Source organism: uncultured Ruegeria sp., from assembly GCF_947500045.1.
GTDB lineage: Bacteria > Pseudomonadota > Alphaproteobacteria > Rhodobacterales > Rhodobacteraceae > Ruegeria.
Map to the genome: position 1 here is coordinate 145,150 of NZ_CANMQQ010000002.1, position 26,778 is coordinate 171,927.

The 26,778-nt window shown below is 58.1% G+C and carries 31 protein-coding genes; 27 read left to right on the forward strand and 4 right to left on the reverse strand.

Annotation, left to right across the window (positions count from 1 at the left end):
* Positions 1-49 precede the first annotated feature (49 nt).
* Positions 50-466 carry a hypothetical protein gene (locus tag Q1B46_RS04090; protein ID WP_299944977.1) on the forward strand — a complete coding sequence of 139 codons (417 nt, stop codon included), beginning with the start codon at positions 50-52 and terminating at the stop codon, positions 464-466.
* Here the strand turns inward: Q1B46_RS04090 and Q1B46_RS04095 are convergent.
* Genes Q1B46_RS04095 through glmU form a run of 3 tightly spaced genes read right to left on the reverse strand, consistent with a single transcriptional unit; the run spans position 454 to position 4,323 of the window.
* Positions 454-1,137, reverse strand: coding sequence for a DNA alkylation repair protein (locus tag Q1B46_RS04095; RefSeq protein WP_299944980.1), 684 nt, complete (start codon positions 1,135-1,137; stop codon positions 454-456). The two genes, Q1B46_RS04090 and Q1B46_RS04095, sit on opposite strands and share 13 nt — an antisense overlap.
* Positions 1,138-1,143: 6 nt before the next feature.
* Entirely contained in the window at positions 1,144-2,967 is a 1,824-nt protein-coding gene (gene glmS, locus Q1B46_RS04100; protein WP_299944983.1) for a glutamine--fructose-6-phosphate transaminase (isomerizing), read from the reverse strand.
* 3 nt (positions 2,968-2,970) lie between these two features.
* Positions 2,971-4,323, reverse strand: a complete 1,353-nt coding sequence (gene glmU, locus Q1B46_RS04105; RefSeq protein WP_299944987.1) for a bifunctional UDP-N-acetylglucosamine diphosphorylase/glucosamine-1-phosphate N-acetyltransferase GlmU — start codon at positions 4,321-4,323, stop codon at positions 2,971-2,973.
* On the opposite strand from glmU, the gene Q1B46_RS04110 reads away from it, so the two are divergent.
* From Q1B46_RS04110 to Q1B46_RS04125, 4 genes are all read left to right on the forward strand, one after another.
* On the forward strand, positions 4,265-4,444 hold the full coding sequence (locus tag Q1B46_RS04110; RefSeq protein WP_299945780.1) for a hypothetical protein: 180 nt from the start codon (positions 4,265-4,267) through the stop codon (positions 4,442-4,444). The two genes, glmU and Q1B46_RS04110, sit on opposite strands and share 59 nt — an antisense overlap.
* A gap of 13 nt (positions 4,445-4,457) precedes the next feature.
* Positions 4,458-5,129: an HAD-IA family hydrolase gene (locus Q1B46_RS04115; protein WP_299944989.1), complete on the forward strand. Its 672-nt coding sequence runs from the start codon at positions 4,458-4,460 to the stop codon at positions 5,127-5,129.
* A gap of 39 nt (positions 5,130-5,168) precedes the next feature.
* Complete coding sequence (locus Q1B46_RS04120; RefSeq protein WP_299944991.1) at positions 5,169-6,359, forward strand: aminotransferase class I/II-fold pyridoxal phosphate-dependent enzyme; 1,191 nt, start codon at positions 5,169-5,171, stop codon at positions 6,357-6,359.
* A gap of 165 nt (positions 6,360-6,524) precedes the next feature.
* Positions 6,525-7,688, forward strand: coding sequence for an isovaleryl-CoA dehydrogenase (locus Q1B46_RS04125; protein WP_299944993.1), 1,164 nt, complete (start codon positions 6,525-6,527; stop codon positions 7,686-7,688).
* Positions 7,689-7,735: 47 nt separating this feature from the next.
* Here the strand turns inward: Q1B46_RS04125 and Q1B46_RS04130 are convergent, their stop codons facing one another.
* A complete protein-coding gene (locus Q1B46_RS04130; protein ID WP_299945763.1) occupies positions 7,736-8,341 on the reverse strand; it encodes an OmpW family outer membrane protein in 606 nt (201 codons plus the stop codon).
* Between the two features lie 136 nt (positions 8,342-8,477).
* Between Q1B46_RS04130 and Q1B46_RS04135 the strand changes: the two genes are divergently transcribed.
* The 22 genes from Q1B46_RS04135 to nuoH all read left to right on the forward strand — a co-directional run bounded on the left by Q1B46_RS04135 (position 8,478) and on the right by nuoH (position 26,778).
* Entirely contained in the window at positions 8,478-10,019 is a 1,542-nt protein-coding gene (locus tag Q1B46_RS04135; RefSeq protein ID WP_299944995.1) for an AMP-binding protein, read from the forward strand.
* Positions 10,016-10,525 carry a hypothetical protein gene (locus Q1B46_RS04140; RefSeq protein WP_299944998.1) on the forward strand — a complete coding sequence of 170 codons (510 nt, stop codon included), beginning with the start codon at positions 10,016-10,018 and terminating at the stop codon, positions 10,523-10,525. Before Q1B46_RS04135 ends, Q1B46_RS04140 begins: the two co-directional genes overlap by 4 nt.
* Positions 10,522-12,129 carry a carboxyl transferase domain-containing protein gene (locus Q1B46_RS04145; RefSeq protein ID WP_299945000.1) on the forward strand — a complete coding sequence of 536 codons (1,608 nt, stop codon included), beginning with the start codon at positions 10,522-10,524 and terminating at the stop codon, positions 12,127-12,129. Before Q1B46_RS04140 ends, Q1B46_RS04145 begins: the two co-directional genes overlap by 4 nt.
* 1 nt (position 12,130) lies before the next feature.
* Entirely contained in the window at positions 12,131-12,556 is a 426-nt protein-coding gene (locus Q1B46_RS04150) for an ASCH domain-containing protein (RefSeq protein ID WP_299945002.1), read from the forward strand.
* A 3-nt stretch (positions 12,557-12,559) separates the two neighbouring features.
* Positions 12,560-14,488, forward strand: coding sequence for an acetyl/propionyl/methylcrotonyl-CoA carboxylase subunit alpha (locus Q1B46_RS04155; RefSeq protein ID WP_299945004.1), 1,929 nt, complete (start codon positions 12,560-12,562; stop codon positions 14,486-14,488).
* 79 nt (positions 14,489-14,567) lie between these two features.
* Positions 14,568-15,422, forward strand: coding sequence for a hydroxymethylglutaryl-CoA lyase (locus Q1B46_RS04160; RefSeq protein WP_299945007.1), 855 nt, complete (start codon positions 14,568-14,570; stop codon positions 15,420-15,422).
* A 3-nt stretch (positions 15,423-15,425) separates the two neighbouring features.
* Positions 15,426-16,214 (forward strand): crotonase/enoyl-CoA hydratase family protein, encoded by a 789-nt coding sequence (locus Q1B46_RS04165; protein ID WP_299945010.1) that lies wholly within the window; start codon positions 15,426-15,428, stop codon positions 16,212-16,214.
* 176 nt (positions 16,215-16,390) lie between these two features.
* On the forward strand, positions 16,391-16,756 hold the full coding sequence (locus Q1B46_RS04170) for an NADH-quinone oxidoreductase subunit A (RefSeq protein ID WP_120635912.1): 366 nt from the start codon (positions 16,391-16,393) through the stop codon (positions 16,754-16,756).
* Positions 16,747-17,280, forward strand: coding sequence for an NADH-quinone oxidoreductase subunit B family protein (locus Q1B46_RS04175; protein WP_037307875.1), 534 nt, complete (start codon positions 16,747-16,749; stop codon positions 17,278-17,280). The genes Q1B46_RS04170 and Q1B46_RS04175 overlap by 10 nt, the downstream gene beginning before the upstream one ends.
* A gap of 11 nt (positions 17,281-17,291) precedes the next feature.
* The gene (locus tag Q1B46_RS04180) at positions 17,292-17,897 is read left to right on the forward strand and encodes an NADH-quinone oxidoreductase subunit C (RefSeq protein WP_299666021.1); all 606 of its coding nucleotides are present in this window, start codon (positions 17,292-17,294) and stop codon (positions 17,895-17,897) included.
* The gene (locus tag Q1B46_RS04185; RefSeq protein ID WP_176797642.1) at positions 17,897-18,070 is read left to right on the forward strand and encodes a hypothetical protein; all 174 of its coding nucleotides are present in this window, start codon (positions 17,897-17,899) and stop codon (positions 18,068-18,070) included. Before Q1B46_RS04180 ends, Q1B46_RS04185 begins: the two co-directional genes overlap by 1 nt.
* Position 18,071: 1 nt before the next feature.
* Positions 18,072-18,194 (forward strand): hypothetical protein, encoded by a 123-nt coding sequence (locus Q1B46_RS04190; RefSeq protein ID WP_257599041.1) that lies wholly within the window; start codon positions 18,072-18,074, stop codon positions 18,192-18,194.
* Entirely contained in the window at positions 18,194-19,417 is a 1,224-nt protein-coding gene (locus Q1B46_RS04195; RefSeq protein WP_299945019.1) for an NADH-quinone oxidoreductase subunit D, read from the forward strand. The genes Q1B46_RS04190 and Q1B46_RS04195 overlap by 1 nt, the downstream gene beginning before the upstream one ends.
* Positions 19,417-20,517 carry an NADH-quinone oxidoreductase subunit NuoE gene (nuoE, locus tag Q1B46_RS04200; RefSeq protein ID WP_299945022.1) on the forward strand — a complete coding sequence of 367 codons (1,101 nt, stop codon included), beginning with the start codon at positions 19,417-19,419 and terminating at the stop codon, positions 20,515-20,517. The genes Q1B46_RS04195 and nuoE overlap by 1 nt, the downstream gene beginning before the upstream one ends.
* 30 nt (positions 20,518-20,547) lie before the next feature.
* Positions 20,548-20,775, forward strand: a complete 228-nt coding sequence (locus Q1B46_RS04205; RefSeq protein ID WP_299945024.1) for a DUF5337 domain-containing protein — start codon at positions 20,548-20,550, stop codon at positions 20,773-20,775.
* 7 nt (positions 20,776-20,782) lie between these two features.
* On the forward strand, positions 20,783-22,081 hold the full coding sequence (nuoF, locus tag Q1B46_RS04210; RefSeq protein ID WP_299666000.1) for an NADH-quinone oxidoreductase subunit NuoF: 1,299 nt from the start codon (positions 20,783-20,785) through the stop codon (positions 22,079-22,081).
* Positions 22,082-22,086: 5 nt separating this feature from the next.
* Positions 22,087-22,503, forward strand: a complete 417-nt coding sequence (locus Q1B46_RS04215; protein WP_299945027.1) for an MAPEG family protein — start codon at positions 22,087-22,089, stop codon at positions 22,501-22,503.
* Between the two features lie 145 nt (positions 22,504-22,648).
* Positions 22,649-23,008 (forward strand): hypothetical protein, encoded by a 360-nt coding sequence (locus Q1B46_RS04220; RefSeq protein WP_299945030.1) that lies wholly within the window; start codon positions 22,649-22,651, stop codon positions 23,006-23,008.
* 98 nt (positions 23,009-23,106) lie between these two features.
* Complete coding sequence (locus Q1B46_RS04225) at positions 23,107-23,511, forward strand: DUF5333 domain-containing protein (protein WP_299945032.1); 405 nt, start codon at positions 23,107-23,109, stop codon at positions 23,509-23,511.
* A 3-nt stretch (positions 23,512-23,514) separates the two neighbouring features.
* Positions 23,515-25,536 carry an NADH-quinone oxidoreductase subunit NuoG gene (gene nuoG / locus Q1B46_RS04230; protein WP_299945035.1) on the forward strand — a complete coding sequence of 674 codons (2,022 nt, stop codon included), beginning with the start codon at positions 23,515-23,517 and terminating at the stop codon, positions 25,534-25,536.
* Positions 25,533-25,748 carry a hypothetical protein gene (locus tag Q1B46_RS04235; protein WP_299945037.1) on the forward strand — a complete coding sequence of 72 codons (216 nt, stop codon included), beginning with the start codon at positions 25,533-25,535 and terminating at the stop codon, positions 25,746-25,748. Before nuoG ends, Q1B46_RS04235 begins: the two co-directional genes overlap by 4 nt.
* A complete protein-coding gene (gene nuoH, locus Q1B46_RS04240; protein WP_299945040.1) occupies positions 25,741-26,778 on the forward strand; it encodes an NADH-quinone oxidoreductase subunit NuoH in 1,038 nt (345 codons plus the stop codon). The genes Q1B46_RS04235 and nuoH overlap by 8 nt, the downstream gene beginning before the upstream one ends.

The window sequence follows — 26,778 nt, forward strand, 5'->3', positions numbered from 1 at the left end:
TTGCGTTTTGGACTGGAACAGATGGGCGCAGGGCACTAGGCTTTCTGATATGAAATATGCGTTGATTTTGGCCTGTGCCCTTGTCGCTGGTTGTGATGCCGTCCGGTCTACGACGGATCGGGTTTTTGGAAATTCGTCCAGTGAGTCCACGGCTGAACCCGTTGCCACCGATGTCCCGGAGGAAGCCCCTGAACTGGTGGCCACCGCGAGCGGATGGGCTGGTGCGAAAACAACAGTTGCCGGGTTGGGGGACCCCAACACACCGGGGCGCTGGCTGCAAACACCTTTGGTTGAAACCGAGATCAATGGCCGTGTCGTGGTGCCGCGCACCGGTGCGCAGGTCTATGTTGCACTTGTTCCCGCACCGGGTCCCGATGGTGGTGGCAGCCGCTTGTCGCTTGAGGCCATGCGCGCCCTGTTGGTGCCATTCGATGAGCTGGTGGAATTGGAAGTTTATTCCGATTGAGCGGGCAGGTATTTTCCGGCCTCTCTGCGGGCGAAGGGTTTCATCTCCGCACCGTATTGATCCAGAAATGCAACCACACGTTCTGGGTCATGCTTTGACAACTCGCGCAGCCACCACGCGATGGCTTTCTGGATGAACCATTCCTGGTCAGGGACATAGCCTGCAGCCCAGCCGAGAATACGGTCGCGGCATTCCAGCTCTTTAGGTTTTGGATGGTTCTGTTTGGTCCACGGCAAAGTGACAACCAGAGTGGCGCGTTTGGTCCACATATGGTCCGATGTGGTCCAGCGTTCGACCTGATCCAGGCGCGTTGGATCGGCGAACAGGCGCTTTTGCATCGATGTGCAGGCATGATCGGCCACCGCCCAGGCGTCGAAATCTGGCACCCAGCTTTGCAACAGGTCCCACACCGCGTCATCCGGGCGGATACGTGCTTGCGTGAGCAGTTTTGCAGCGGCGACCCGTGCCTCGTGAATGTTGGTCTGCCACAGCCCATCTGCAACGGCTATGCGTTCAGCGATCTCAAGTAGTTGCCGCCAGGTCTTTGTCAGATCGTTCAGAACCGGGTTCGGGACGCCCAGATAGAGGCGGTCTATCTTGTGATAGGCCGCTGCCTGCTTGGCACGTTCGGGATCGGCATGCGCTTTGATCTGATCAAGGTAGGCCAGCATGTGCGGTCACTCGACCGTCACGGATTTCGCCAGATTGCGGGGCTGATCGACATCGGTGCCTTTAGCGACCGCCGTATGATAAGCCAGCAACTGTGCGGGTACCGAGTAAAGGATCGGTGCAAGGTTTGTGTGGACATGTGGCATCCGGATCGTGCTCCAGACCCCATCCTCGGCGTCAGCGATGCCGTCGTCGTCTGAGACAAGAATGACCTTGCCTTTACGCGCCATCACTTCCTGCATGTTCGAAACCGTTTTGTCGAAGACAGCATCGCGCGGTGCCATAACGACAACCGGCATGTGCTTGTCGATCAGGGCGATTGGTCCGTGTTTCAGCTCACCCGAGGCGTATCCTTCGGCGTGGATATAGCTGATTTCCTTAAGCTTCAGCGCGCCTTCCATGGCCAGCGGATACATGAGGCCACGCCCAAGGAACAACACATCGCGCGCCTCGGACAGGCGTTGGGCAGACTGGCGAATAGCGTCGTTCTGATCCAGCGCGGCGTTCAGCACTGTCGGCAAACCGCGCAGAGCTGCCGCGTGATCGGCAATCTCTTCATCCGTTAGAGTACCCCGGTCTGCAGCAGCCTTAAGCGCGAGCATCAACAACACGCTGAGCTGACAGGTGAACGCCTTGGTCGACGCCACGCCGATTTCCACGCCCGCGTGAATGGGCAGCGCAACATCGCTTTCACGCGCAATTGAGCTTTCAGGCACATTGACAACCGATACGATCTTGTCGGCTTTGCCTTCGCAGTAGCGCAGGGCCGCCAGTGTGTCAGCGGTTTCGCCCGATTGGCTGACAAACAAGGCCAGCGTGCGATCCGAGATCGGAGGTTCGCGATAGCGGAATTCGCTGGCGATATCGACCTCAACCGGCATTTTGGCAAGTTGTTCGAACCAGTATTTTGCGGTCAGGCAGGCATAGAAAGCGGTGCCGCAGGCGACCATGGTCAGGCGGTCCAGCTTGGTGAAATCCAGATCTTCCCCCGGCAATACCACCTGATCGGCACCAGTCGGAAGGTACGACCGGATCGCCTCGGCCACCACGACGGGCTGCTCGGCGATTTCCTTGGCCATATAGTGCTTATGGCCGCCTTTATCTGCGCGGGTTTGGTCCAGTTGGATTTGTCTCACTTCGCGGTTGGCGAGTTCCCCGGCTTCGGTTCGGATTTCCAGAGAGGTGCGCGTTAGAACGGCCCGGTCGCCTTCCTCAAGATAGGTGATGCGATCGGTCAGAGGGGCCAAAGCAATTGCGTCGGATCCGACATACATCTCACCTTCACCGTGACCAATCGCGAGGGGCGAGCCTTTGCGTGCTGCAACGATCAAGTCTTCTTGGCCATCGAACAAGAAGGCAAGCGCGAACGCACCCTTGAGCCGATCGATGGTTTTGAAGGCCGCGTCGACCGGTGCCAGACCGTCTTTCATGTATTGCTCTGTCAACAGAGCAACGGTTTCGGTATCGGTGTCCGTAACGAACCCGACGCCCAGTTCGCCCAGTTCGGCGCGCAGTTCGCGATAGTTCTCGACAATGCCATTATGTACAACTGCGACAGGTCCAGCTTTGTGCGGATGCGCATTGTTAACCGATGGCACACCATGCGTAGCCCAGCGGGTGTGACCGATGCCAGATTTCCCCGGCAAAGGCTCGTGCACCAAAAGGTCACTCAGGTTCACGAGCTTGCCCATGGCCCGGCGACGGTCCAATGCGCCGCCATTCACCGTAGCAATACCGGCGCTGTCATAGCCGCGATACTCCAACCGCTTCAGCGCTTCCACCAAAATGGGGGCCGCCTCGTGGCTGCCCAGAACACCAACAATTCCACACATAAATTAGGCTCCTTTGTCGCGGCGAGCCTTCTTCGCCTTCAACATCTCAAACAATTTTCGCGCATAGCCGGGCTTGTTTTCCTGCTTGGCCCGCGCAACGGCCAACGCATCCGGCTCAACATCTTTGGTCACCACTGTTCCGGTTGCCGTCATCGCGCCATCGCCCAGTGAGACCGGAGCAACCAGCATCGTGTTGGACCCGACGAACACATTCTCACCAATCGTGGTTTTGTGTTTCATCACGCCATCATAATTGCAGGTGATGGTGCCCGCCCCGATATTCGACGCAGCCCCGACCGAAGCATCACCGATATAGCTGAGGTGGTTGACCTTCGCACCTTCGGCAATCTCGGCATTCTTGATCTCGACAAAGTTTCCGACACGGGTGTTTTCGGCCAGCTCAGTTCCCGGGCGCAGCCGCGCGTAGGGACCCACGGTGGCACCCCGGCTGACATGGCAACCCTCCAGATGCGAGAACGCCCGGATCGTGGCGCCGCTTTCGACGGTCACACCGGGGCCGAAAACCACATTTGGTTCGATGACCGTATCACGGCCAATAACAGTATCTGCGGCCAGATAGACCGTCTCGGGGGCCATCAGTGTTACGCCCAGCTCCATCAGTTCGGTGCGCGCGCGCGTCTGAAAGATCGCATCCGCCACCGCCAAGTCGGTGCGCGAGTTCACACCCAGTGTCTGCGCCTCATCACAAGCTACAGCCGTCACGCGCAAGCCGCGGGTGCGGGCGATCTCAACGACATCGGTAAGGTAGTACTCACCCGAAGCATTGTCATTCCCGACCGCATCGATCAGCGCGAACAGCGTTTGCGTATTACAGGCCAGAAGGCCTGAGTTACAGAAAGTTATGGCACGTTCTTCATCTGTGGCATCTTTAAACTCGACGATCCGTTCAAGCGTGTTGCCGTTCATCACTAGGCGGCCGTAGCGCGCGGGATCGGCGGCCTCGAACCCAAGGATAACCAGATCATTCTCGGCCCGCGCTGCAATCATGCGCTTCAGCGTATCGGGCTGCAGAAATGGTGTATCACCGTACAGGACAACCGCATCACCTTCGAACCCAGCCAGCGCCTCGCGGGCATGCGCGACGGCATGCGCCGTGCCAAGCTGTTCCTGCTGAACCACGATCCTGGCGGTCTCATCTTCGGCTTGAGCGACCTTTGAGACAGCTTCGGCCCCATGGCCCGTGACAATCACGGTGCGTTCAGGGGACAGGATCGCACCTGCGCGCATGGCGTGCACCAGCATGGGGGCTTGTGCAATCGGATGCAGGACTTTGGGAATGTCTGAATTCATTCTTGTGCCTTTTCCGGCAGCAAGAATGACAAGGGCGGTGGTCATGAAATCGTTTTCTCTTTGTGTTTTGTTGCGCCCCGTTTTATCCGCTGAGGTCAAAGGCGCAAGCGGTTCGGCCATCAAACAAGATTGCCGTTTGCAACATGGGGCGGCGAAAAACCGCTGAGGCAGGAGGCAACATGCGTACGGTGATCTTTGATCTGGATGGAACTTTGGCGGATACATCCGGTGATTTGCTGGCTGCGGCCAACCATTGTTTTCGGCAGATGGGGCATGGGGATGTGCTGGTGCACGAACACGATGCCGGGGTCGCATTGCGCGGTGGGCGGATGATGCTGACTCATGGTCTGAAACGCGTTGGGGCCTTTGCCGAAGATACAGTTTCGGACTACTACCCGGTCCTGCTTGAGGCCTATGCCGGGGCTATCGACACGCACACACGGTTCTATCCTGGCGCTATGGATGCAGTGGAGCGCCTTGCGCAAGCGGGCTATGGCGTCGGTATCTGCACCAACAAGCCCGAGGCACTAGCGGAGTTGCTGCTCACCCGTTTGGGGGTGCGCGACAAATTCGCCTCGCTGGTGGGCGCGGACACGCTGCCCGTGCGCAAACCCGACCCTGAGCCTTTGCGTGAGGCGGCGCGGCGCGCCGGGGGACATCCAGAGCACTGCATTCTGATCGGCGATTCAGACACCGACAGGAATACAGCGCGAGCGGCGGGTGTGCCTTCGGTTCTGGTTACTTTCGGCCCATCGGGTGATGATATGGCAGCGCTGGAGCCTGAGGCTTTGCTGCATCATTTTAATGATTTACCGAAACTGGTTTCCGATTTGATCGGAGCGGCAGCGTGATCGCTTGACCCTTGAGCATTTCGGCCCCAGAAACGACGCATGAACGAGATATTTACTGGCAGTTTCACCCAGCAAGAACCCATCCCTGAAGATGCGATTGAGGCAGCACTGAACGTCCTGCGTCATGGCCGTCTGCATCGCTACAACGTCCTGCCCGGAGAGTTGAGCGAAACGGCTGTGTTAGAGCAGGAATTCGCCGCTCAGATGGGCGCGAAATACTGCTTGGCTGTGTCTTCGGGAGGTTATGCTTTGGCCACGGCACTGCGGGCTGTTGACGTAAAGCCGGGTGATCCGGTTCTGACCAATGCATTCACACTTGCCCCGGTTCCCGGGTCGATTGCGTCGGTTGGCGCGAAGCCGGTTTTTGTTGGCGTGACCGAAGCGCTGACCATTGATCTGGATGATCTGGAAGCCAAGCTGGATCAGGCGAAGGTGCTGATGCTCAGCCATATGCGCGGCCATCTGTGCGATATGGATCGACTGATGCAGATGTGCGATGCCGCTGGTGTGATCGTGATCGAAGATTGCGCCCATACAATGGGAGCGGCCTGGCGCGGGCAGTTGTCTGGGCGGCAGGGCGCGATCGGGTGCTATTCGTGTCAGACTTATAAACATGTCAATTCGGGTGAGGGTGGGTTGCTGATCACCGACAGCCCTGAGCTGGCGGCAAAGGCCACCATGCTGTCCGGATCCTATATGCTGTATGAACGCCATCTGGCGGCACCCGATCCCGAGGTGTTCGAACAGATTAAATATACCACCCCCAACGTCTCGGGCCGGATGGACAATCTGCGCGCTGCGATTCTGCGCCCCCAACTTCGGGATCTGGACCAGCAGGTTCAACGCTGGAATGAGCGCTATGATGAAATCGAGCGTGGCTTGCGAGAGACGCCGGGTTTGACGATCGTAGAGCGACCCGACGATGAGAGTTATGTCGGCTCGTCCATCCAGTTCCTGCTGCTGGACTGGACACCCGAGCGTATTGCCGAGGTGATTAAACGCTGCGCTGCACGCGGGGTTGAACTGAAATGGTTTGGCGGGGCCGAGCCGTCTGGCTTTACGTCGCGCTATGACAGTTGGCGTTATGCGGACAGTGCACCTATGCCTGCAAGTGACCGGATATTGGCCGGGATTATGGATATGCGGGTTCCGTTGACTTTCTCGCTGGACGATTGTCGCCAAATCGCGCGCATAGTTCGGGCCGAAGTCAGCGCGGTTTATCAGTCGTAATCCAGCAGAGTGCGCTTGCAGCGCACGCTCGATTGTTTGCGAAGCGCCGCCCATCATAATGGGCGGCGTTTTGCGTTGATCTGCGCGGTGTCGTTGACCGGGGACGGATTCGCTGTTATCTGATTAATGAACGCTTGTTCATTAATGCAGTCGGAGGAGCCCCGCATGTTCATGGCCACTATGCAATTCGATCTGGGCGAAGACGTGAATGCCCTGCGTGAGATGGTACATCGCTGGGCGCAGGAACGCGTGAAACCAATGGCGGCAGAGGTCGACACATCGAACGCATTCCCGAATGAGCTGTGGAAAGAGATGGGCGAGCTTGGCTTGCTGGGCGTCACTGTGCCTGAAGAGTACGGCGGCGCGGGCATGTCCTATCTGGCGCATACCATCGCTGTGGAAGAGGTGGCGCGGGCTTCGGCCTCGGTCTCTTTGTCTTACGGGGCGCATTCGAACCTGTGTGTGAACCAGATTAAGCTGAACGGATCAGATGAGCAGAAACAGAAGTATTTGCCGCGCCTGATCTCGGGGGATCATGTGGGCGCGCTTGCCATGTCCGAGGCCTCGGCGGGCTCGGATGTGGTGTCGATGAAGCTGCGGGCTGAAAAGCGAAACGATCATTATCGGCTGAATGGAAACAAGTACTGGATCACCAATGGGCCGGATGCGGATACTCTGGTCGTCTACGCCAAAACCGATCCTGAAGCTGGATCAAAAGGGATCACGGCCTTTCTGATCGAGAAAGAGATGAAAGGATTTTCAACATCGTCCCATTTCGACAAGCTTGGAATGCGCGGGTCGAACACGGCTGAACTGATCTTTGAAGATGTCGAAGTGCCGTTCGAGAATGTTCTGGGTGAAGAGGGCAAAGGCGTTGCCGTCCTGATGTCCGGCCTCGACTACGAGCGTGTCGTACTGGCTGGGATCGGCACCGGCATCATGGCGGCCTGTCTGGATGAGGTCATGCCGTATCTGGCCGAGCGCAAGCAGTTTGGCAAACCGATAGGGTCGTTCCAGCTGATGCAGGGCAAGATCGCGGATATGTACACCGCGATGAACTCGGCACGGGCCTATGTCTATGAGGTCGCCAAGGCCTGCGACCGGGGGGATGTAACCCGTCAGGACGCGGCGGCGTGCTGCCTTTATGCTTCAGAGCAGGCCATGTTGCAGGCGCATCAGGCCGTGCAGGCGCTGGGCGGGGCCGGGTTCCTGTCGGATTCGCCGGTCAGCCGGATATTCCGCGACGCAAAGCTGATGGAGATTGGTGCAGGAACCAGTGAGATCCGCCGTATGCTGATCGGCCGGGAAATGATGAACGAGATGCTGTGACGTAAATCCCCGCAATTCGGTGAACCACGGGGCTTTAGGCGATTGGATCAGAAACGATGAACGTAGGACAGCCCGATCAGGAAGGGGTCAATCTCGGCGGTGCCGATGTCGTTGCCGTCGAGTTTGACGTCCGAGTCGATGTCGAACCAACGCACGTTCAGACGCACCGCGCCTTTCTCGGAGACCATGTAGTCCAGACCGGCCTGCAGCGAAACGCCGAACGAGTTGTCCAATTCCAGATCACCCAGCGGAGAATCTTCGTCGAAGAAGATTGTGTAGTTCAGACCGGCTCCGACATAAGGTTTCCATGCACTGCTCGTCGGAAAGTGATAGTTCAGCGACAGAGTGGGCGGCAGATGCTTGACGCTGCCCGCATCAACGCTGCCGCCAAGGGTGACGTCATGCTTGTAGGGGGTCGACGCCAGCAGTTCGATCCCGAGATTGTCTTGAACAAAGTATTCGACGGTGAAGATCGGGCGAGTGTCCGAGTCAACGTCGGCGTCAAACCCAGCAAGCGAGCCATTGTCCGACTTGGGGTCCAGATAGCCGACACCGACGCCAACGGTCCAATCGCCCTGCGACTGGGCAAAAACCGGGGCAGCCACAGCTACAAGCGCAGCAGACAGGGTCAAAGAGGCGAGTTTGTTCATCATATTCATGCCTTTGCTTCTGTTGATGCGAGCGTTGTGTCTGCAGCACGAGGACATAGCCCTGATCTGTATCAAGTTTCCTTGCCGGATGTTGCCCCTGAAACGGCGTTAAGTGCTAGTAGTTTAAGGGATAATTCGCATGCGTCCCTCTGAGGTCATACCGGGTTTGCGTTCTGATCGCAGTTGGGCGATTCCAGATCGGCTGAATATGGCGCGCCAATGCTTGGCGCATCCTGCAGGGCAAACTGCAATTCTGGACCTTTCGGATGGCGAAATCCGAACGATCAATTTCGCCGATTTGAATGACATGGTTGATCGCCTTGCACGGGCACTTCTGGACCAAGTCGAGCCGGGCGAGCGGGTCGGCGTGTTGCTCAGCCAGTCGCCGTGGTGCGCAGCGGCACATCTGGCGATTTGGAAGATCGGTGCCATTTCGGTGCCGTTGTTCAAGCTGTTCAAGCGCGACGCGTTGGCATCGCGCGTTGGGGATGCGGGGGCGCGCCTTGTTCTGACAGATGCTGAGGGTGCAGCGTTGCTGGGCGATCTGGCACAACCTTTGCTGGTTGATCAGATCGAGCGCCAAGGTGCGCCGGTGCCGTTCACCGAAACCGGCCCCGAAGACCCTGCGGTTTTGATCTACACATCGGGCACCACCGGCAGTCCCAAGGGCGCATTGCATGGACACCGCGTGTTGACAGGCCACCTGCCGGGTGTCTCGATCAGCCACAACCATCTGCGTGACGGTGATTGTTTGTGGACGCCGGCTGACTGGGCATGGATTGGCGGTTTGTTTGACGTGTTGATGCCCGGTCTTGCGCTGGGCATTCCGGTGGTCGCGGCGCGGCTTGAGAAATTCTCGCCCGAGGCCTGCGCTGATGTCATTGCGCGAGGGGACGTGCGGAACGTGTTCTTTCCGCCGACAGCGCTGCGGATGCTCAAGGCCGCAGATCAGTCGATTACCGGGTTACGCTCGGTCGCTTCTGGAGGGGAGCCGCTGGGGGCCGAAATGCTGGCCTGGGGGCAGAAGGCCTTTGGTCTGACGATCAACGAATTCTATGGCCAGACCGAGTGCAACATGGTCGTGTCCTCCTGCACCGACGATTTCCCGGCGCAGCCCGGTTGTATCGGCAAGCCAGTGCCGGGGCACGAGGTTGCGGTGATCGATGAACACGGCCAGCCTACGAATGCAGAAGGCGATGTCGCCATCCGGCGCGGCTCGGCCTCGATGCTGCTGGGATACTGGAATCGTCCAGAGGAAACAGAGGGCAAGTTCCGAGGCGATTGGCTGATCACCGGTGACCGAGGCGTGTGGGAAGGCGACTATCTGCGTTTCGTCGGGCGCGATGATGATGTGATTACATCCTCCGGGTATCGCATTGGCCCCGCAGAGATTGAGGATTGCCTGCTGACCCACCCGGCGGTTGCAACGGTCGGAGTGGTCGGCAAGCCCGACCCGCTGCGGACCGAGATCGTAAAGGCCTATGTGGTGTTGAAACCGGGGGCCGAGGCCTCAGGGCCAGAGTTGCAGGACTGGGTCAAAGACCGTCTGGCGCAGTATTCCTACCCGCGCGAGGTGGCGTTTCTGGAGGAACTGCCGATGACAGTGACGGGGAAGGTGATCCGGAAGGAATTGAAGCGTTTAGCGAGCGAAGTGAATATTAAGAACGTGGATGCTCCATGATGAAGCCCAGTACACTTGTATCTTCTCTAATCACGCTTGTTGTCTCGACAGGCTTCAGCCTGGCGGAAAATGAGAAGAATTACTCCATCTCCGAACCAGAAGAGCCTATCATTTGGATTGAAGAATGGTTTGATGGTTGCGCGGCGTTAAGCAATTCAACGAAGGTTACCATCTCAAAAATGACACTTGATGCTGACTGTGTTGCTCAAGCGCTAGACTATTGTATCGGCAACATCTCGTCGAACTTGGAGGAGTTGTGTCACACGGTCTTTGTTGATCATCTACAGCACAAAAGCAGTGAAATATTGAGTTCTCTGCCTGCGCAAGTCAGTCTCACAGGCTTCAATTTGAAGTCTTATGAAAGCGCCGTGGAACGTACATCAAGATCAGACTCAGAAGCTTGCGATGAAACTATGCCGGAACTGCGCTGCCAGTTGCTGGTCACAACTTTGAGGTGGCTTGACTTAAGATACGCTCAAAGGTTGCTGAAGGACAAAGGTGAATGAAACTCACATCCAATGCCATGCCCGCCTCTGAGGGTTTCAAGGCAAACCGTACCGCCCATCTCGACGCGCTCGCACAAATCTCTGCCGCGGCAGAGGCGGCCCGAATGGGTGGTGGTGAAAAATCCCGCGCGCGGCATGAATCCCGGGGTAAGATGCTCCCTCGTCGCCGGGTGGCGAACCTGCTGGACCCGGGGTCTCCGTTTCTGGAAATCGGCGCGACGGCGGCGCATGGGATGTATGGCGATGCCGCGCCTTGCGCCGGGGTGATCGCAGGCATCGGTCGGGTGCAGGGGCGTGAGGTCATGGTGGTGTGCAACGATGCCACCGTGAAGGGCGGCACTTATTATCCGATGACCGTCAAGAAACACCTTCGCGCGCAGGAGATTGCTGAAGAGAACCATCTGCCCTGCATCTATCTGGTCGATAGCGGCGGTGCGAACCTGCCCAATCAGGATGAAGTCTTTCCCGACCGGGATCACTTTGGCCGTATCTTCTATAACCAAGCGCGGATGAGCGCGAAGGGGATTGCGCAAATCGCCGTTGTGATGGGCTCGTGCACCGCAGGCGGCGCTTATGTGCCTGCGATGTCCGATGTGACGATCATCGTGAAAGATCAGGGGACGATCTTTCTGGCCGGACCACCGTTGGTCAAGGCTGCGACGGGTGAGGTGGTCACGGCCGAAGATCTGGGCGGCGGGGACGTGCATACGCGCCTGTCCGGTGTGGCAGATTATCTGGCCGAAGATGATGCACACGCGCTGGCCTTGGCCCGACGCGCGGTTGTGTCATTGGGGGGTGCAGGGCTGAAGCCTGGCCTACGGTTCGAGGCGCCTGAAGACCCAGCCTATGATCCAGATGAAATACTGGGGGTTGTCCCCGCAGATCTGCGTACGCCCTACGATATCCGCGAGGTGATTGCGCGTCTGGTCGATGGCTCTCGGTTCGATGAGTTCAAGCCTCGGTTTGGTGAGACGTTGGTAACCGGGTTCGCCCATGTCAAAGGCTGCCCGGTTGGGATAATTGCCAACAATGGCGTGTTGTTTTCCGAGGCCGCGCAGAAGGGTGCGCATTTTGTCGAGCTGTGTTCTCAGCGCAAAACTCCGCTGGTGTTCCTGCAGAATATCACCGGTTTCATGGTCGGTCGGAAATACGAAAACGAGGGCATCGCGCGGCATGGGGCCAAGATGGTCACGGCAGTTGCGACGACGAGCGTCCCCAAAATCACCATGTTGGTCGGGGGGTCTTTCGGGGCTGGAAACTACGGCATGGCAGGGCGGGCCTATCAGCCACGTTTCCTGTGGTCATGGCCAAATTCCCGTATTTCCGTGATGGGAGGCGAACAGGCCGCAGGCGTCCTGGCCACCGTGAAACGCGACGGGATTGAGCGGCAGGGGGGCTCATGGTCCGACCAGGAAGAGGCCGAATTCAAACGCCCGACGCTGGAGATGTTCGAAGAGCAATCGCATCCGCTGTATGCCTCGGCCCGTCTCTGGGATGACGGCATCATCGACCCGCGTAAAAGTCGTGATGTTTTGGCCCTGTCCCTGAGCGCCGCGCTGAACGCCCCGATCGAGGAGACACGTTTCGGCGTGTTCAGGATGTAAGATGAACGTTTCTTTGAATGATGTCATGGCCCGCTACCCGGGCGCTCAGACTTTCAAGTTTGGGGACAACGCAACGTTGAGCGCGGAGCTTTTGGCCTTAGTGCGTGCGGGCCGGAAAACGGCAACCTGCGGTGCATTACGCGATTATCCCGAAGGTAGCCCTGACACCCCAGTTGTCGGGCGGCGGGATATCGCTTTGGAATGGGATGATCGTCCGGCGTTGGTTATAGAAACGGTCGCGGTTTCGACCTGCCGATACTGCGATGTGACCGAAGATTTCGCCTTGGCCGAGGGTGAAAACAAGACGTTTGAGGGATGGCGCGAAGACCATCGCCGGTATTTCGAACGTAATGGCGGATTTGATCCCGAGATGGAATTGCTGTGTGAGCGCTTCCGACTAGTCGAAGATCTTGCGGTTGAGGGGTAAGCCATGTTCAATAAAATCCTGATAGCCAACCGGGGTGAGATTGCTTGCCGGGTGATGGAAACCGCCCAGAAGATGGGCGTGTCCTGTGTGGCGGTGTATTCGGATGTGGATGCCTCGGCCAAGCATGTGCAGATGGCGGATGAGGCGGTGCATATTGGCGGCGCGCCCCCGGCTGAAAGCTACCTGAAGGGTGGTGTCATCATTCAGGCGGCGTTGGATGTCGGTGCGCAGGCGATTCATCCGGGCTATGGGTTTCTCTCGGAAAACCCTGATTTTGTGGATGCGGTCGAGGCTGCGGGTCTGACCTTCATCGGGCCGTCTGCAGATGCGATCCGCAAGATGGGTCTAAAGGATGCGGCCAAGGTCTTGATGGAGCGGGCAGGTGTTCCCGTCGTGCCCGGCTATCACGGTGACAATCAGGACCCCGAGCATCTGGCCGGGGCAGCGGAAACCATCGGCTATCCCGTCCTGATCAAAGCCGTCGCAGGCGGCGGTGGCAAAGGGATGCGTCTAGTTGAAAAGCCCGAGGATTTCTCGGAGGCTTTGGACAGTGCGCGCGGTGAGGCGAAAACAGCCTTCGGCAATGATGCTGTTCTGGTTGAGAAATTTGTCTCTAAGCCCCGGCATATCGAAGTGCAGGTGTTTGGTGATGGAACCCATGCGGTGCATCTGTTTGAGCGCGATTGCTCGTTGCAACGGCGGCACCAGAAAGTGATCGAAGAGGCCCCGGCACCGGGTATGACCGCTGAAATGCGTGAAGCGATGGGTCAGGCGGGCGTGCGCGCGGCTGAGGCGATTGGCTACAAAGGCGCGGGAACGGTTGAATTCATCGTCGATGCCTCAGACGGGCTGCGGTCTGATCGGTTTTGGTTCATGGAGATGAACACGCGCCTGCAGGTCGAGCACCCGGTGACCGAGGCGATCACGGGCGTCGATCTGGTCGAATGGCAACTGCGTGTGGCCGCAGGTGAAAGCTTGCCGAGACAGCAGAACGATCTGTCGATTAACGGACATGCCTTTGAGGCGCGTCTTTATGCTGAGGACGTGCCTAAGGGTTTCTTGCCTGCAACTGGTACTCTGACCCATTTGCAATTTCCACCCGAGTGCCGCGCCGATAGCGGCGTTCGGGCCGGAGATACGATCAGCCCTTGGTATGATCCGATGATTGCAAAGGTCGTGGTGAATGGGGCGACGCGTGCCGTTGCTTTGGAAAGCCTGCATCGTGTTTTGCGCCGGACCGAAGTTGCCGGGACGGTAACCAACCTTGCGTTCCTAGGGGCTCTGACACGTCACAGCGGGTTTGCGTCCGGGGACGTGGATACCGGGCTGATTGGGCGGGACCTTGATGATCTGGTGCAGGAGACCGGAACAGGTAAAGCTTCAATGGTGGCTGCAGCGATGACCGCGCTGGGTCTGGTCGATACGGGTTCGGAAACGGGCTTTACCCTTTGGGGGGCGTTGCACCGGGCAGTTCAATTGATGCGAGAGGGAGAGGTTGTTGATCTGGATGTGCAAGTCGAAGGTCCGGATAGGCAGATTTGGGAAGTGGATGGCACACAGTTGATCGCGCAGCGCAGCGGTAGCTGGGCCGTCGATGGAAAGCCCATGCCCAATGTCGCCGTCGCGGGGCCTCAGGTCACTGTGTTTGATAACTATGGGCAGGTGTTTGAGGTCGTCGACCCGCTGGACCGCGATGCCAGCGCGGGAGGCGACACAAATGTGATCGAAGCGCCGATGCCCGGTTTGGTCAAGGCCGTCTTTGCCACAGCAGGGCAGGCGGTGAAAGAGGGCGACCGATTGGCCATTCTTGAAGCCATGAAGATGGAGCATTCACTGCTGGCCGCGCGGGATGGGGTGGTGGCCGAAGTTCTGACCGATGCGGGTGCGCAGGTTGAGGCCGGCGCCGCCTTGGTTCGGTTGGCTGAGGATTGATCTGTTCGGCCCGTGCATTGCGTGGCACAGTCGGGTCATCCGTATTTGAAACGAGAAGAAGCCGGGAAGGGATGCGCATATGAAAGAACGGGTCGAGATTTTTGAGGTCGGGCCGCGGGACGGTTTGCAGAATGAACAGCGCGAAATTCCGGTGGCCGAGAAGGTAGCGCTTGTTGATTGTCTCAGCAAAGCAGGATTCAGCCGTATCGAAGTGGCGAGTTTTGTGTCTCCGAAATGGGTGCCTCAGATGTCCGGCAGCGGTGCGGTTCTGGGGGGGATCACGCGGGCAGCGGGCGTGCGCTATGGGGCGCTGACGCCGAACATGCGTGGCTATGAGGACGCGCTTACCGCAAAGGCGGATGAGATCGCTGTATTTGCATCGGCGTCCGAAGGATTTTCGAAAGCAAATATCAACGCGACCATTGCCGAATCCATTGAGCGGTTTGTCCCGATCCTTGAGGCCGCGCGGCATATCGATCTGCCGGTTCGGGGTTATGTCTCTTGCGTGACCGATTGCCCTTATGATGGACCGATCCCGCCCGAGAGGGTGGCCGAGGTGGCGGACGCTCTGTTTGCCCATGGCTGCTATGAGATTTCGCTGGGTGATACGATCGGGCAGGGGGCCCCGGACAAGATTGCCCATATGCTGTTGGCCGTGCGCGAACGCGTACCGGTTACCCGGCTTGCGGGTCATTTCCACGACACCAATGGGCGGGCGATCGACAATATCGATGCCTCGCTGGCGCTGGGCGTGCGTGTATTTGATGCAGCCGTAGGCGGGCTGGGCGGTTGTCCTTATGCCCCTGGGGCGGCAGGCAATGTCGCGACCGAAGCAGTTGCCGCGCATTTGGAACGGCTGGGGTATGAGACCGGTCTGGACGCGTCTGTTTTGGAACAGGCGGCCGAAATGGCGCGGGCGATGCGGGCGGAATAGGGCATGTTCGAGACTATTGCACTGAAGACTGATGAGCGCGGTGTCGCGACACTGACACTGAACCGTCCTGAAAAGCACAACGCGCTTTCGGCGCAGATGATAATTGAGCTGACCCAGGCCGCCGGGCAACTGGCCAGAGATGAGGCGGTACGGGTGGTCGTTCTGAACGCATCAGGCAAAAGCTTCTGCGCCGGTGGTGATCTGGGATGGATGCAGGCACAGATGGCCGCCGACCCAGAGACGCGCTTTGTTGAGGCGCGCAAACTGGCTGAGATGCTGAATGCTCTCAACACGTTACCCAAACCTCTGATTGGCGCCCTGCAGGGTAATGCGTTCGGCGGCGGTGTTGGGATGGCATCCGTCTGCGATCTGGCGATTGGAGTTGAAAGCCTGAAGATGGGCCTGACGGAAACCCGTTTGGGCCTGATCCCAGCCACGATTGGTCCATATGTCATTGCCCGCATGGGAGAGGCGCGGGCGCGACGTGTCTTCATGTCGGCGCGCCTTTTCGATGCGGCCGAAGCGGTTGAACTGGGTTTGCTGGCCCGCGCTGTGCCCGCCGAGGCCTTGGCGGATGCCGTCGAGGCCGAGGTGCAACCCTATCTGTCCTGCGCGCCCGGTGCGGTCTCATCAGCGAAGCAATTGGTCCAGTCGTTTGGTCCACGCATTGACGATGCTGTGATCGACCACACCATTCAACAGCTTGTCGCCCGTTGGGAAACCGACGAGGCTCAAGAGGGAATCAGTGCATTTTTCGACAAACGAAAACCTATTTGGAATAGGCAGGTTTAGCCGATCACGCAGTGCCGAAGGTTTTCGCTGCTATAACCCACTGGGTGATTGTAATAATGCCCGTGTGCGCGTTTCTGTTCGGTTGACCCTCTGACCCCACAGAGATAGAGAATGTCCAGTCAACTCGCCAATTGACGGCGCACCCTTTCGGGACATGCGCAGGAAAGGAGCTATACGTGGAAGACCTGTTGCGGGAGTACCTCCCGATCCTGGTGTTTCTGGCCGTCGCTGTAGGCCTTGGAATCGTCTTGATTCTTGCTGCTGTAGTGCTTGCCGTCCGCAATCCAGATCCTGAAAAAGTCAGCGCATATGAATGTGGCTTCAACGCATTCGACGACGCGCGGATGAAATTCGATGTCCGATTCTATCTGGTTGCGATTCTCTTCATCATCTTCGATCTGGAAATCGCCTTCCTGTTCCCCTGGGCCGTCGGTTTCAAGGACATCAGTGATGTCGGCTTCTGGTCCATGATGGTGTTCCTGGGCGTTCTGACCATTGGCTTTGCCTATGAATGGAAGAAAGGGGCGCTGGAATGGGAGTGATGACGGGTGCAAACACCGCGGGCGTCGACAAAGAAGTCGCCACCCAGGCCCTGAATGCCGAGCTTCAGGACAAAGGATTTCTGCTGACCTCGACCGAGGACATCATCAACTGGGCCCGCACCGGCTCGCTGCACTGGATGACATTTGGTCTGGCCTGCTGCGCGGTTGAGATGATGCATACCTCGATGCCACGCTACGATGCGGAACGGTTTGGCATCGCCCCTCGCGCTTCTCCACGTCAGTCCGACGTAATGATCGTGGCCGGCACTTTGACCAACAAAATGGCCCCCGCACTGCGTAAAGTCTACGACCAGATGCCCGAGCCGCGCTATGTGATCTCGATGGGATCTTGCGCAAATGGCGGTGGGTATTACCACTATTCCTATTCAGTCGTTCGCGGCTGTGACCGCATTGTTCCCGTGGATATCTACGTCCCCGGCTGCCCTCCGACCGCCGAGGCCCTGTTGTACGGCCTGATGCAGCTGCAGCGCAAAATCCGCCGCACTGGCACCATTGTACGCTGAGGAGAGGGTAGATGAGCGAAGCACTCAAAGAACTCGGCGCGCAGCTGGAATTGAAACGGGCTGATTGCGTTCTGTCCTGGGATGTGACCCATGGCGAATTGAATGTAGATGTGGCGCCGTCCAATCTGGTCGAATTTATCGAATTCCTGAAATCCGACCGAAATTGCCAGTTTTCCTCGCTGGTCGACATTACCGGTGTCGACTACCCCGAACGTGCCAAGCGGTTCGATGTGGTCTATCACTTCCTGTCGATGTATCAGAACCAGCGCATCCGACTGAGGGTCTCGATCCGCGAGGATGACATGGTGCCCTCGATCGTCGACGTTCACCCCTCGGCCAACTGGTTCGAGCGTGAGGTGTTTGACATGTTCGGCATCCTGTTCTCGGGTCATCCGGATTTGCGGCGCATCCTCACCGATTATGGGTTCCGCGGCTATCCGCTGCGTAAGGATTTTCCAACAACCGGCTATACCGAGGTTCGCTATGACGAGGCGCAAAAGCGCGTGGTCTATGAGCCCGTGTCATTGGTGCAGGAATATCGTCAGTTTGATTTCATGTCCCCGTGGGAAGGTGCGAACTACATTCTTCCGGGGGATGAGAAACAGGAGACCGAATAATGGGTGGCATCTGGTGGCTGATCCTTTCTGCGCTGACCATCATTCCGATGGTAAAGATTTTACCGTTTTTCGGGATCAACAAATACTGGTGTCTGCTCTGTCTGATCCCCTTTGGCACAATTGCCTTGCTGTGGTGGGTCGGGATCAAACTGCAAGAGTTGGAGCGTCGCTGATATGATGGGTGAGTTGATCATTCTGGGCGCGTTAGGTGTTCTGCTGGCCGGAGCTGCAGCGAAAGCGGCTGAGGCGGAAAAGGTCCGGGTTCGGGCCGAAGCAAAGAAGAAACGAGGGCGTTGATGGACGGCTCAAGATACGATGACGGCAGCACGGACGCGCTGAGCGGAGAACAAAAGATCCGCAACTTCAACATTAACTTCGGCCCGCAACACCCTGCGGCGCACGGAGTTCTGCGCCTTGTGCTTGAGCTGGACGGTGAGATTGTCGAACGCTGTGACCCGCATATTGGTCTGCTGCACCGCGGTACCGAAAAGCTGATGGAAAGCCGGACGTACCTGCAGAACCTGCCGTATTTCGACCGTCTGGATTATGTGGCGCCGATGAACCAGGAACACGCCTGGTGTTTGGCCATCGAAAAACTGACTGGGGTCGAGGTGCCACGCCGCGGCTCTCTGATCCGGGTTCTTTATTCCGAGATCGGGCGCATCCTGAACCACCTGCTGAACGTGACCACGCAGGCGATGGACGTTGGCGCGCTGACCCCGCCGCTCTGGGGCTTTGAAGAGCGCGAAAAGCTGATGGTGTTCTACGAGCGTGCCTGCGGTGCGCGCCTGCACGCAGCATATTTCCGCCCCGGTGGTGTCCATCAGGACCTGCCGCCGGAACTGTTGGACGATATCGAGACGTGGAGCCACGAATTCCCCGCCATACTGGATGATATTGACGGTCTGCTGACTGAAAACCGCATCTTCAAACAGCGAAACGCCGATATTGGCGTCGTGACCGAGGATGACATTCAGAAATACGGCTTCTCTGGCGTGATGGTACGCGGATCGGGTCTGGCATGGGACCTGCGGCGCGCGCAGCCCTATGAATGCTATGACGAATTCGAATTCCAAATCCCCGTTGGCAAGAACGGCGACTGCTATGACCGCTACCTCGTCCGAATGGAAGAGATGCGCCAGTCGCTGCTGATCATCCGTCAGGCCATCGGAAAAATCCGCGAATGCCCCGGTGACGTTCTGGCACGTGGCAAGATCACCCCGCCGAATCGCTCGGACATGAAGACTTCGATGGAAAGCCTGATCCATCACTTCAAACTGTACACCGAGGGCTTCCACGTCCCTGCAGGCGAAGTTTACGCCGCCGTCGAGGCCCCCAAGGGTGAGTTCGGCGTCTATCTGGTCGCCGACGGCACCAACAAACCCTACCGCGCCAAACTGCGCGCTCCAGGGTTCCTGCACCTGCAAGCCATGGACTACGTCGCAGGAGGGCACCAACTGGCCGACGTCGCCGCGATCATCGGCACCATGGACGTCGTATTTGGAGAGATTGACCGCTAATGCTCCGCCGTTTGCATCCCGAACAACCCGATAGCTTTGCTTTCACTGCCGCTAACCAGCAATGGGCCGAAGCGCAGGTTACGAAATTCCCTGAGGGGCGTCAGGCCAGCGCGGTGATCCCGCTGCTGTGGCGTGCGCAGGAGCAGGAGGGCTGGCTGAGCCGTCCGGCAATTGAATCTGTCGCGGATATGCTAGGCATGGCCTATATCCGTGTGCTTGAGGTCGCCTCGTTCTATTTCATGTTTCAGCTGCAACCGGTTGGCTCTGTTGCGCATATTCAGGTCTGCGGTACGACGTCGTGCATGATCTGCGGGGCGGAAGATCTGATCGCGGTTTGCAAGGAAAAGATTGCTGCAAAACCGCATGAGCTGTCCGCCGATGGCAAGCTGAGCTGGGAAGAGGTCGAATGTCTCGGCTCTTGCACCAACGCGCCGATGGCGCAGATTGGCAAAGACTATTACGAAGATCTGACCGCCGAGAGCTTTGGAAATATTCTTGATGACTTGGCGGCTGGCAAAGTGCCAACTCCGGGTCCGCAAAACGGGCGCTACGCAGCGGAACCGCTCAAAGGGCTGACCAGTCTGACGAAGTACGACAGCGGTCGGACGCAGTACAATGCCAGCGTTCAGCTTGCCAGTGATCTGGGAGATACGGTCAAGCGGATCGACGGGACCGAGGTTCCGATCCTGACGCCCTGGCTGGGTAAGGATGGCAAAGCAACCGCGACCAAATCCGCGCCAAAACCGCCCAAGGCTCCGGCTGCAGCGAAACCTGCAGTGAAACAGGTGGAAGAGGCGAAAGCGGCCAAGGAAGATCAACCTGAAACGCTGACCGGTGCGCGGGAAGGCAAGCCGGATGATCTGAAGATGCTGAAAGGTGTTGGGCCAAAGCTGGAAGGGACCCTGAATGAGTTGGGTTTCTACCACTACGACCAGATCGCAGCTTGGACGCCAGAGCATGTGGCTTGGGTTGACGCGCGTCTGAAGTTCAAAGGCCGGATCGAGCGGGACGGATGGATCGAACAGGCCGCGAAACTGGCGGCGGGTGAGGAAACCGAATTCGCCAAACGTGCCAAGAAAGACGGCACTTACGAGGACTAAGAAGGTGCCCGTCCGGGGCATCGGGATGAGATGGACATCGACAAGGAACAGGCCATAGCCCGCAAGGGCCGACATATCAGCATCGTCATTGCCGTGACGATGGTGATTTGGCTTGGCATGACCCTGTTCATCGGCCCCGCGCTGGGATTGCCGGGGCGTTATGCGCTGCTGTTTGATTTCGCCGCTCTGGCAGGATTCATCTATGCCGGCGTCAACATATTTCAACTCTGGCGCATGCGTCAGGATAGCCAAGGGTAACTGAGCGATGCTGAAGGATCAGGACAGGATCTTTACCAACATCTACGGGATGCACGAACGCACCCTACGCGGCGCGCAGGCCCGGGGGCATTGGGACGGCACGGCTGGCCTGATCGACAAGGGTCGCGACTGGGTCATCCAGACGATGAAAGACTCAGGGCTTCGTGGTCGTGGTGGCGCGGGTTTTCCAACCGGTCTGAAATGGTCGTTCATGCCCAAGGAAAGCGATGGTCGCCCGTCCTATCTGGTCGTGAACGCGGACGAATCCGAGCCAGGCACCTGTAAAGACCGCGAAATCATGCGCCACGATCCGCATACGCTGATTGAGGGCTGCCTGATCGCGTCCTTCGCGATGAATGCGCATACCTGCTATATCTACCTGCGTGGAGAATATATCCGCGAGCGCGAGGCGCTGCAGGCCGCGATTGACGAAGCCTATGACGCAGGCCTGCTGGGTAAAAACGCTGCTGGCTCGGGTTGGGATTTCGATCTGTTCCTCCATCACGGCGCTGGGGCCTACATCTGCGGTGAAGAAACAGCCCTGATCGAAAGCCTTGAGGGCAAAAAGGGCATGCCGCGGATGAAACCACCGTTCCCGGCGGGGGCGGGGCTTTATGGCTGCCCGACCACGGTGAACAATGTGGAATCCATCGCTGTTGTGCCGACCATCCTGCGCCGGGGTGCGGACTGGTTCGCGGGCTTTGGCCGTCAGAACAACGCGGGCACCAAGCTGTTTGCGATCTCGGGCCATGTGAACAATCCTTGCGTCGTCGAAGAGGCGATGTCGATTTCCTTTGAGGACCTGATTGAGACCCACTGTGGCGGCATTCGCGGCGGGTGGGATAATCTACTGGCGGTGATCCCGGGCGGATCTTCGGTGCCTTGCGTGCGCGGAGAAAACATGCGCGACGCAATCATGGATTTTGATTATCTGCGCGGTGAGCTGGGCTCGGGGCTGGGTACAGCCGCCGTGATCGTGATGGATAAATCCACCGACATCATCAAGGCGATCTGGCGCCTGTCGAAGTTCTACAAGCATGAAAGTTGTGGCCAGTGTACGCCGTGCCGCGAAGGCACCGGCTGGATGATGCGGGTAATGGATCGTCTGGTGCGGGGTGAGGCTGAGCTGGAAGAGATCGACATGCTGTTCGACGTCACCAAACAGGTCGAGGGCCACACAATCTGTGCCCTTGGCGATGCGGCAGCCTGGCCAATCCAGGGCCTGATCCGCAATTTTCGTGAGGAGATCGAAGACCGCATCAAGGCCCAGAAATCGGGCCGTATGGGTGCGATGGCAGCGGAGTAAGTCAGATGGAAGTCTATGCCGAATATTCCCACGCGATTGCCTCACTGGTGATCTTTACCCTGATCATTTTGTTTATGTCGCCGTTTTCGGCACTTGCAAAAGCGGGCAAGGGGCTAGCACCGGGCGCTACTCCGGAGCAAGACTATGCTGACAAGGCCTATCGTCTGAACCGCGCCTATCTGAACGGAACAGAAACACTGCCCGCCTTTTTGACCGTGACGGTTGCAGCGATCCTGCTGGGGGGAAGCCCGTTCTGGGTTAACCTGCTGGCAAGCTTGGCGCTGCTGGCGCGTATCGTGATGCTGGTGATCCATCTGCGCGGGATCGGCCAGCCGCATAGTGGTCTGCGATCTGTGACTTATGTGGTTGGATGGGCCTGCATGGTCATTCTTGGCCTTATTGCATTGGTTGCTGCGTTTTGATCCAGCTTGACGGATATCATTTGGCCGGATCGAATGTCGGTCGGTTCCTTGCTTTGGCAAACGGTCCACGGTTGGGCGATCTCGATCACATCAATCAGCTGGGCAAGTGGATGCGACAAGCTCCAGTCATCAAACAGGAGTGGCCATGATAGCGAAACGAGGCTTCGTAGTGATGATGGTCTTGACGGGAACTTTGCTTGTCTCCGCCTGCGGAACGGCGCCTTCACGTGCCACCCGGGTGGCGTTTGACGGCATTTATTTCCGGGCTAGCGCAAAGCATGTAAACAAGAAGGCCACGCCTTCCGAGTTTACTGTGACAGTGAACGGTGTATCACAATCTTTCGACGGCGCGCGCGAGGCTGCCCGTTATGAAGGAACAAAATTCTGCATCCAGAACTTTGGTTCGTCCAGAATCGTGTGGAAAGTTGGACCGGACACGGAACCGCAGAACCTGCGCATTGAAAAAGACAAGCTGACCTATGCCGGACGCTGCCAACGACCATGAGCTTCCGCAACGCATATCACGTTAAGACCCGCGGGTTGTTATTGCATAGCACGCGGGGGGACCATCGTCTTGGGATACCCAAGACGAAAGGAAATGTCATGTCTGTCGTTAGACTGATTGCCACGATTTGTGTGATCTCTGTGCCCATTCTGGCCGAGGCCAAGCCACCCTTGCGCGAAGTCAAAGAGATTGACAACGAACTCTATTACATCGCCATCGCAAATGAGATTTCGGACTATTGCTCATCGATCAGTGGGCGTCGGTTGAAGGCGATCGGTGTGCTGTGGGGATTGAAGTCCAAAGCAAACAAGCTGGGGTATTCGGACACTGAAATCCGGGCCTACGTGGAATCGGATGCCGAAAAAGACCGTATGCGCGCCAAGGGTGAGACCTATCTGACCCAGAACGGTGTGTCGTATGACAATCCCAAAACCTTCTGCACGTTGGGCAAGAAGGAAATCGAAAGAAACAGCGCCATCGGCGTGTATTTGAGGGCGAACTAGGCTATGTCTGACCTCCGCAAAGTCAATATCGACGGGCAGGAAATCGAAGTCGATGGCGCGATGACCCTGATCCAGGCTTGTGAACAGGCTGGGGTCGAGGTGCCGCGTTTCTGCTATCACGAGCGTCTGTCGATTGCCGGGAACTGCCGGATGTGTCTGGTCGAGGTCGTGGGCGGCCCGCCGAAACCCGCCGCGTCCTGCGCGATGCAGGTCCGCGACCTGCGTCCGGGTCCGGAAGGGCAGGCGCCGGTGGTCAAGACGAACTCGCCCATGGTCAAGAAGGCCCGTGAAGGGGTGATGGAGTTCTTGCTGATCAACCACCCTTTGGATTGCCCGATCTGCGACCAAGGCGGCGAGTGTGATCTTCAGGATCAGGCGATGGCCTATGGCGTGTCCGGTTCGCGCTTCAAGGAAGCCAAGCGCGCAGTGGATGATCTGGACCTAGGGCCGCTGGTCGGCACTGCGATGACCCGCTGCATCAGCTGCACCCGCTGTGTGCGTTTCACCACCGAGGTGGCCGGAATCACTCAGATGGGTCAAACCGGGCGTGGCGAAGATGCCGAGATCACTTCGTATCTGAACCAGACACTGGAATCGAACCTGCAGGGTAACATCATTGATCTGTGCCCAGTTGGCGCGCTGACCTCGAAACCTTATGCCTTCACTGCCCGCCCGTGGGAGCTGAGCAAGACCGAAAGCATCGACGTGATGGATGCTTTGGGCTCGAACATCCGCGTGGACACTAAAGGGCGTGAAGTGATGCGTTTCCTGCCGCGCAACCATGATGGGGTAAACGAAGAGTGGATCAGCGACAAAACCCGATTTGTCTGGGACGGTCTGCGCCGCCAGCGGCTGGACAAGCCTTACATCCGCGAGAATGGCAAACTGCGTGCCGCAAGCTGGCCCGAGGCGCTGACCAAAGCGGCTGAGGCGCTGAAGGGGGCGAAGAAACCGGCGGGGATCGTCGGCGATCTGGCCCCGGTTGAAGCGGCCTTTGCGCTGAAGCAAATGATTGAAGGGCAGGGCGGTGTCGTCGAATGCCGCACGGATGGCGCGAAGCTGCCTGCGGGCAATCGTGGGGCTTATGCCGGGACTGCCGCGATTGATGATATTGACAGTGCCGAGCGGATCCTACTGATCGGCACCAATCCGCGTGATGAAGCGCCGGTTCTGAACGCACGTCTCCGCAAGGCGTGGGCACACGGGGCCGAGGTGGCTCTGGTTGGGCCTGCCACCGATCTGACATATCAGTATCACCATATGGGCGATGATCGCGCAGCGCTGCAAAAGGTCGTCGACATGGGCGGCGACGATGAAATCAAGGGCAAGGCATCCTTGGTCATCGTCGGGCAAGGCGCACTGCAAGAGGCAGATGGCGCCGCCGTTCTTGCCGCTGCCCAAGCCATTGCAACGAATACCGAAAGTGGCCTGATCATCCTGCATACTGCCGCCTCGCGCGTTGGCGCGATGGACGTGGACGCCACCAACGAAGGTGGCATGGACGCGGTCGGCACAGCGGATGTGATCTACAACCTCGGCGCGGATGAGGTCGAAATTGGCGAAGGTGCCTTTGTGATCTATCAGGGCAGCCATGGTGACCGGGGTGCGCATCGTGCTGACGTGATCCTTCCGGGAGCGGCCTATACGGAAGAAAACGGTCTGTTCGTGAACACTGAAGGCCGCCCGCAGCTTGCCATGCGCGCAGGCTTTGCCCCGGGTGAGGCCAAGGAAAACTGGGCGATTCTGCGGGCCTTGTCAGCCGAACTGGGCACAACGCTTCCTTATGACTCGCTGGCGCAACTGCGGACCGCTCTGATCGAAGCGGTTCCACATCTGGCTCGTATCGGCGAAGTGATCGAAAACGAGATTCAGGCTTTGGACGCTGGCCCGTTGGGCAAGGCGACCTTCCGTGATGCCATCAAGGATTTCTATCTAACCAATCCGATTGCTCGTGCTTCGCAATTGATGGCTGAATTGTCAGCGCAGGCCCAGGCCCGCAAGTCCGGGAAGATCGCGGCGGAATGAACCAGACCTGTCACATATCGCAGACAAGCTTGGTTGCCGGATGGCAGATGGCCGCGCGCGCGTTGCGTGTGAAATCGAAGATTAAGGGTGGCGCAATGGCGGCAGATGCTGTTTACACCAACGCGCCGACCCAGCCGCAGATTGCGCAGGCATCTGGCCTTTGCATCGCGCGCGGAAAACGGAATACCCACGGTGTGAGGACCAATGGCTGAATTCTTTAACACCCCAGGCGGAATAGCCATCATCATTCTGGCGCAAGTCCTTGCGGTTGTTGCCTTCGTGATGATCTCACTGTTGTTCCTCGTTTATGGTGATCGCAAGATCTGGGCCGCTGTCCAGATGCGCCGTGGCCCCAATGTGGTGGGCGTCTACGGCCTGCTGCAATCGGTGGCAGACGCACTTAAATATGTCGTCAAAGAAGTTGTGATCCCTGCCGGTGCTGACCGTGCGGTCTTTATACTGGCTCCGCTCACATCCTTCGTGCTGGCGATGATCGCCTGGGCGGTGATCCCGTTCAATGACGGCTGGGTTCTGTCGGATATCAACGTCGCAATCCTCTATGTCTTCGCGGTGTCGTCGCTGGAGGTTTATGGAGTGATCATGGGTGGTTGGGCGTCGAACTCAAAGTACCCGTTCCTAGGATCACTGCGCTCGGCGGCACAGATGATTTCTTATGAGGTTTCTATCGGCCTGATCATCATCGGCGTGATCATTTCGACCGGTTCGATGAATTTCGGAGCAATCGTTCAGGCGCAAGACGGCAATCTTGGCCTGTTCAACTGGTATTGGCTGCCGCATTTCCCGATGGTGTTCCTGTTCTTCATCTCGGCTCTGGCCGAAACCAACCGTCCCCCGTTCGATCTGCCGGAAGCCGAATCGGAGCTGGTGGCGGGCTATCAGGTCGAATACTCGGCCACGCCCTTCCTGCTGTTCATGGCCGGTGAATACATCGCAATCTTCCTGATGTGCGCCCTGACCACGCTGCTGTTCTTTGGTGGCTGGCTGTCACCGATCCCCGGTCTACCCGATGGCGTGTTGTGGATGGTCGCGAAGATGGCGTTCTTTTTCTTCCTCTTTGCGATGGTCAAGGCAATCACACCCCGCTACCGCTATGACCAGCTGATGCGACTGGGCTGGAAAGTGTTTCTGCCATTCTCGCTGGCTTGGGTGGTCTTCGTAGCCTTCGCGGCAAAATTCGACTGGTTCTGGGGCGTCTTTGCCCGTTGGAGCGTAGGAGGCTGA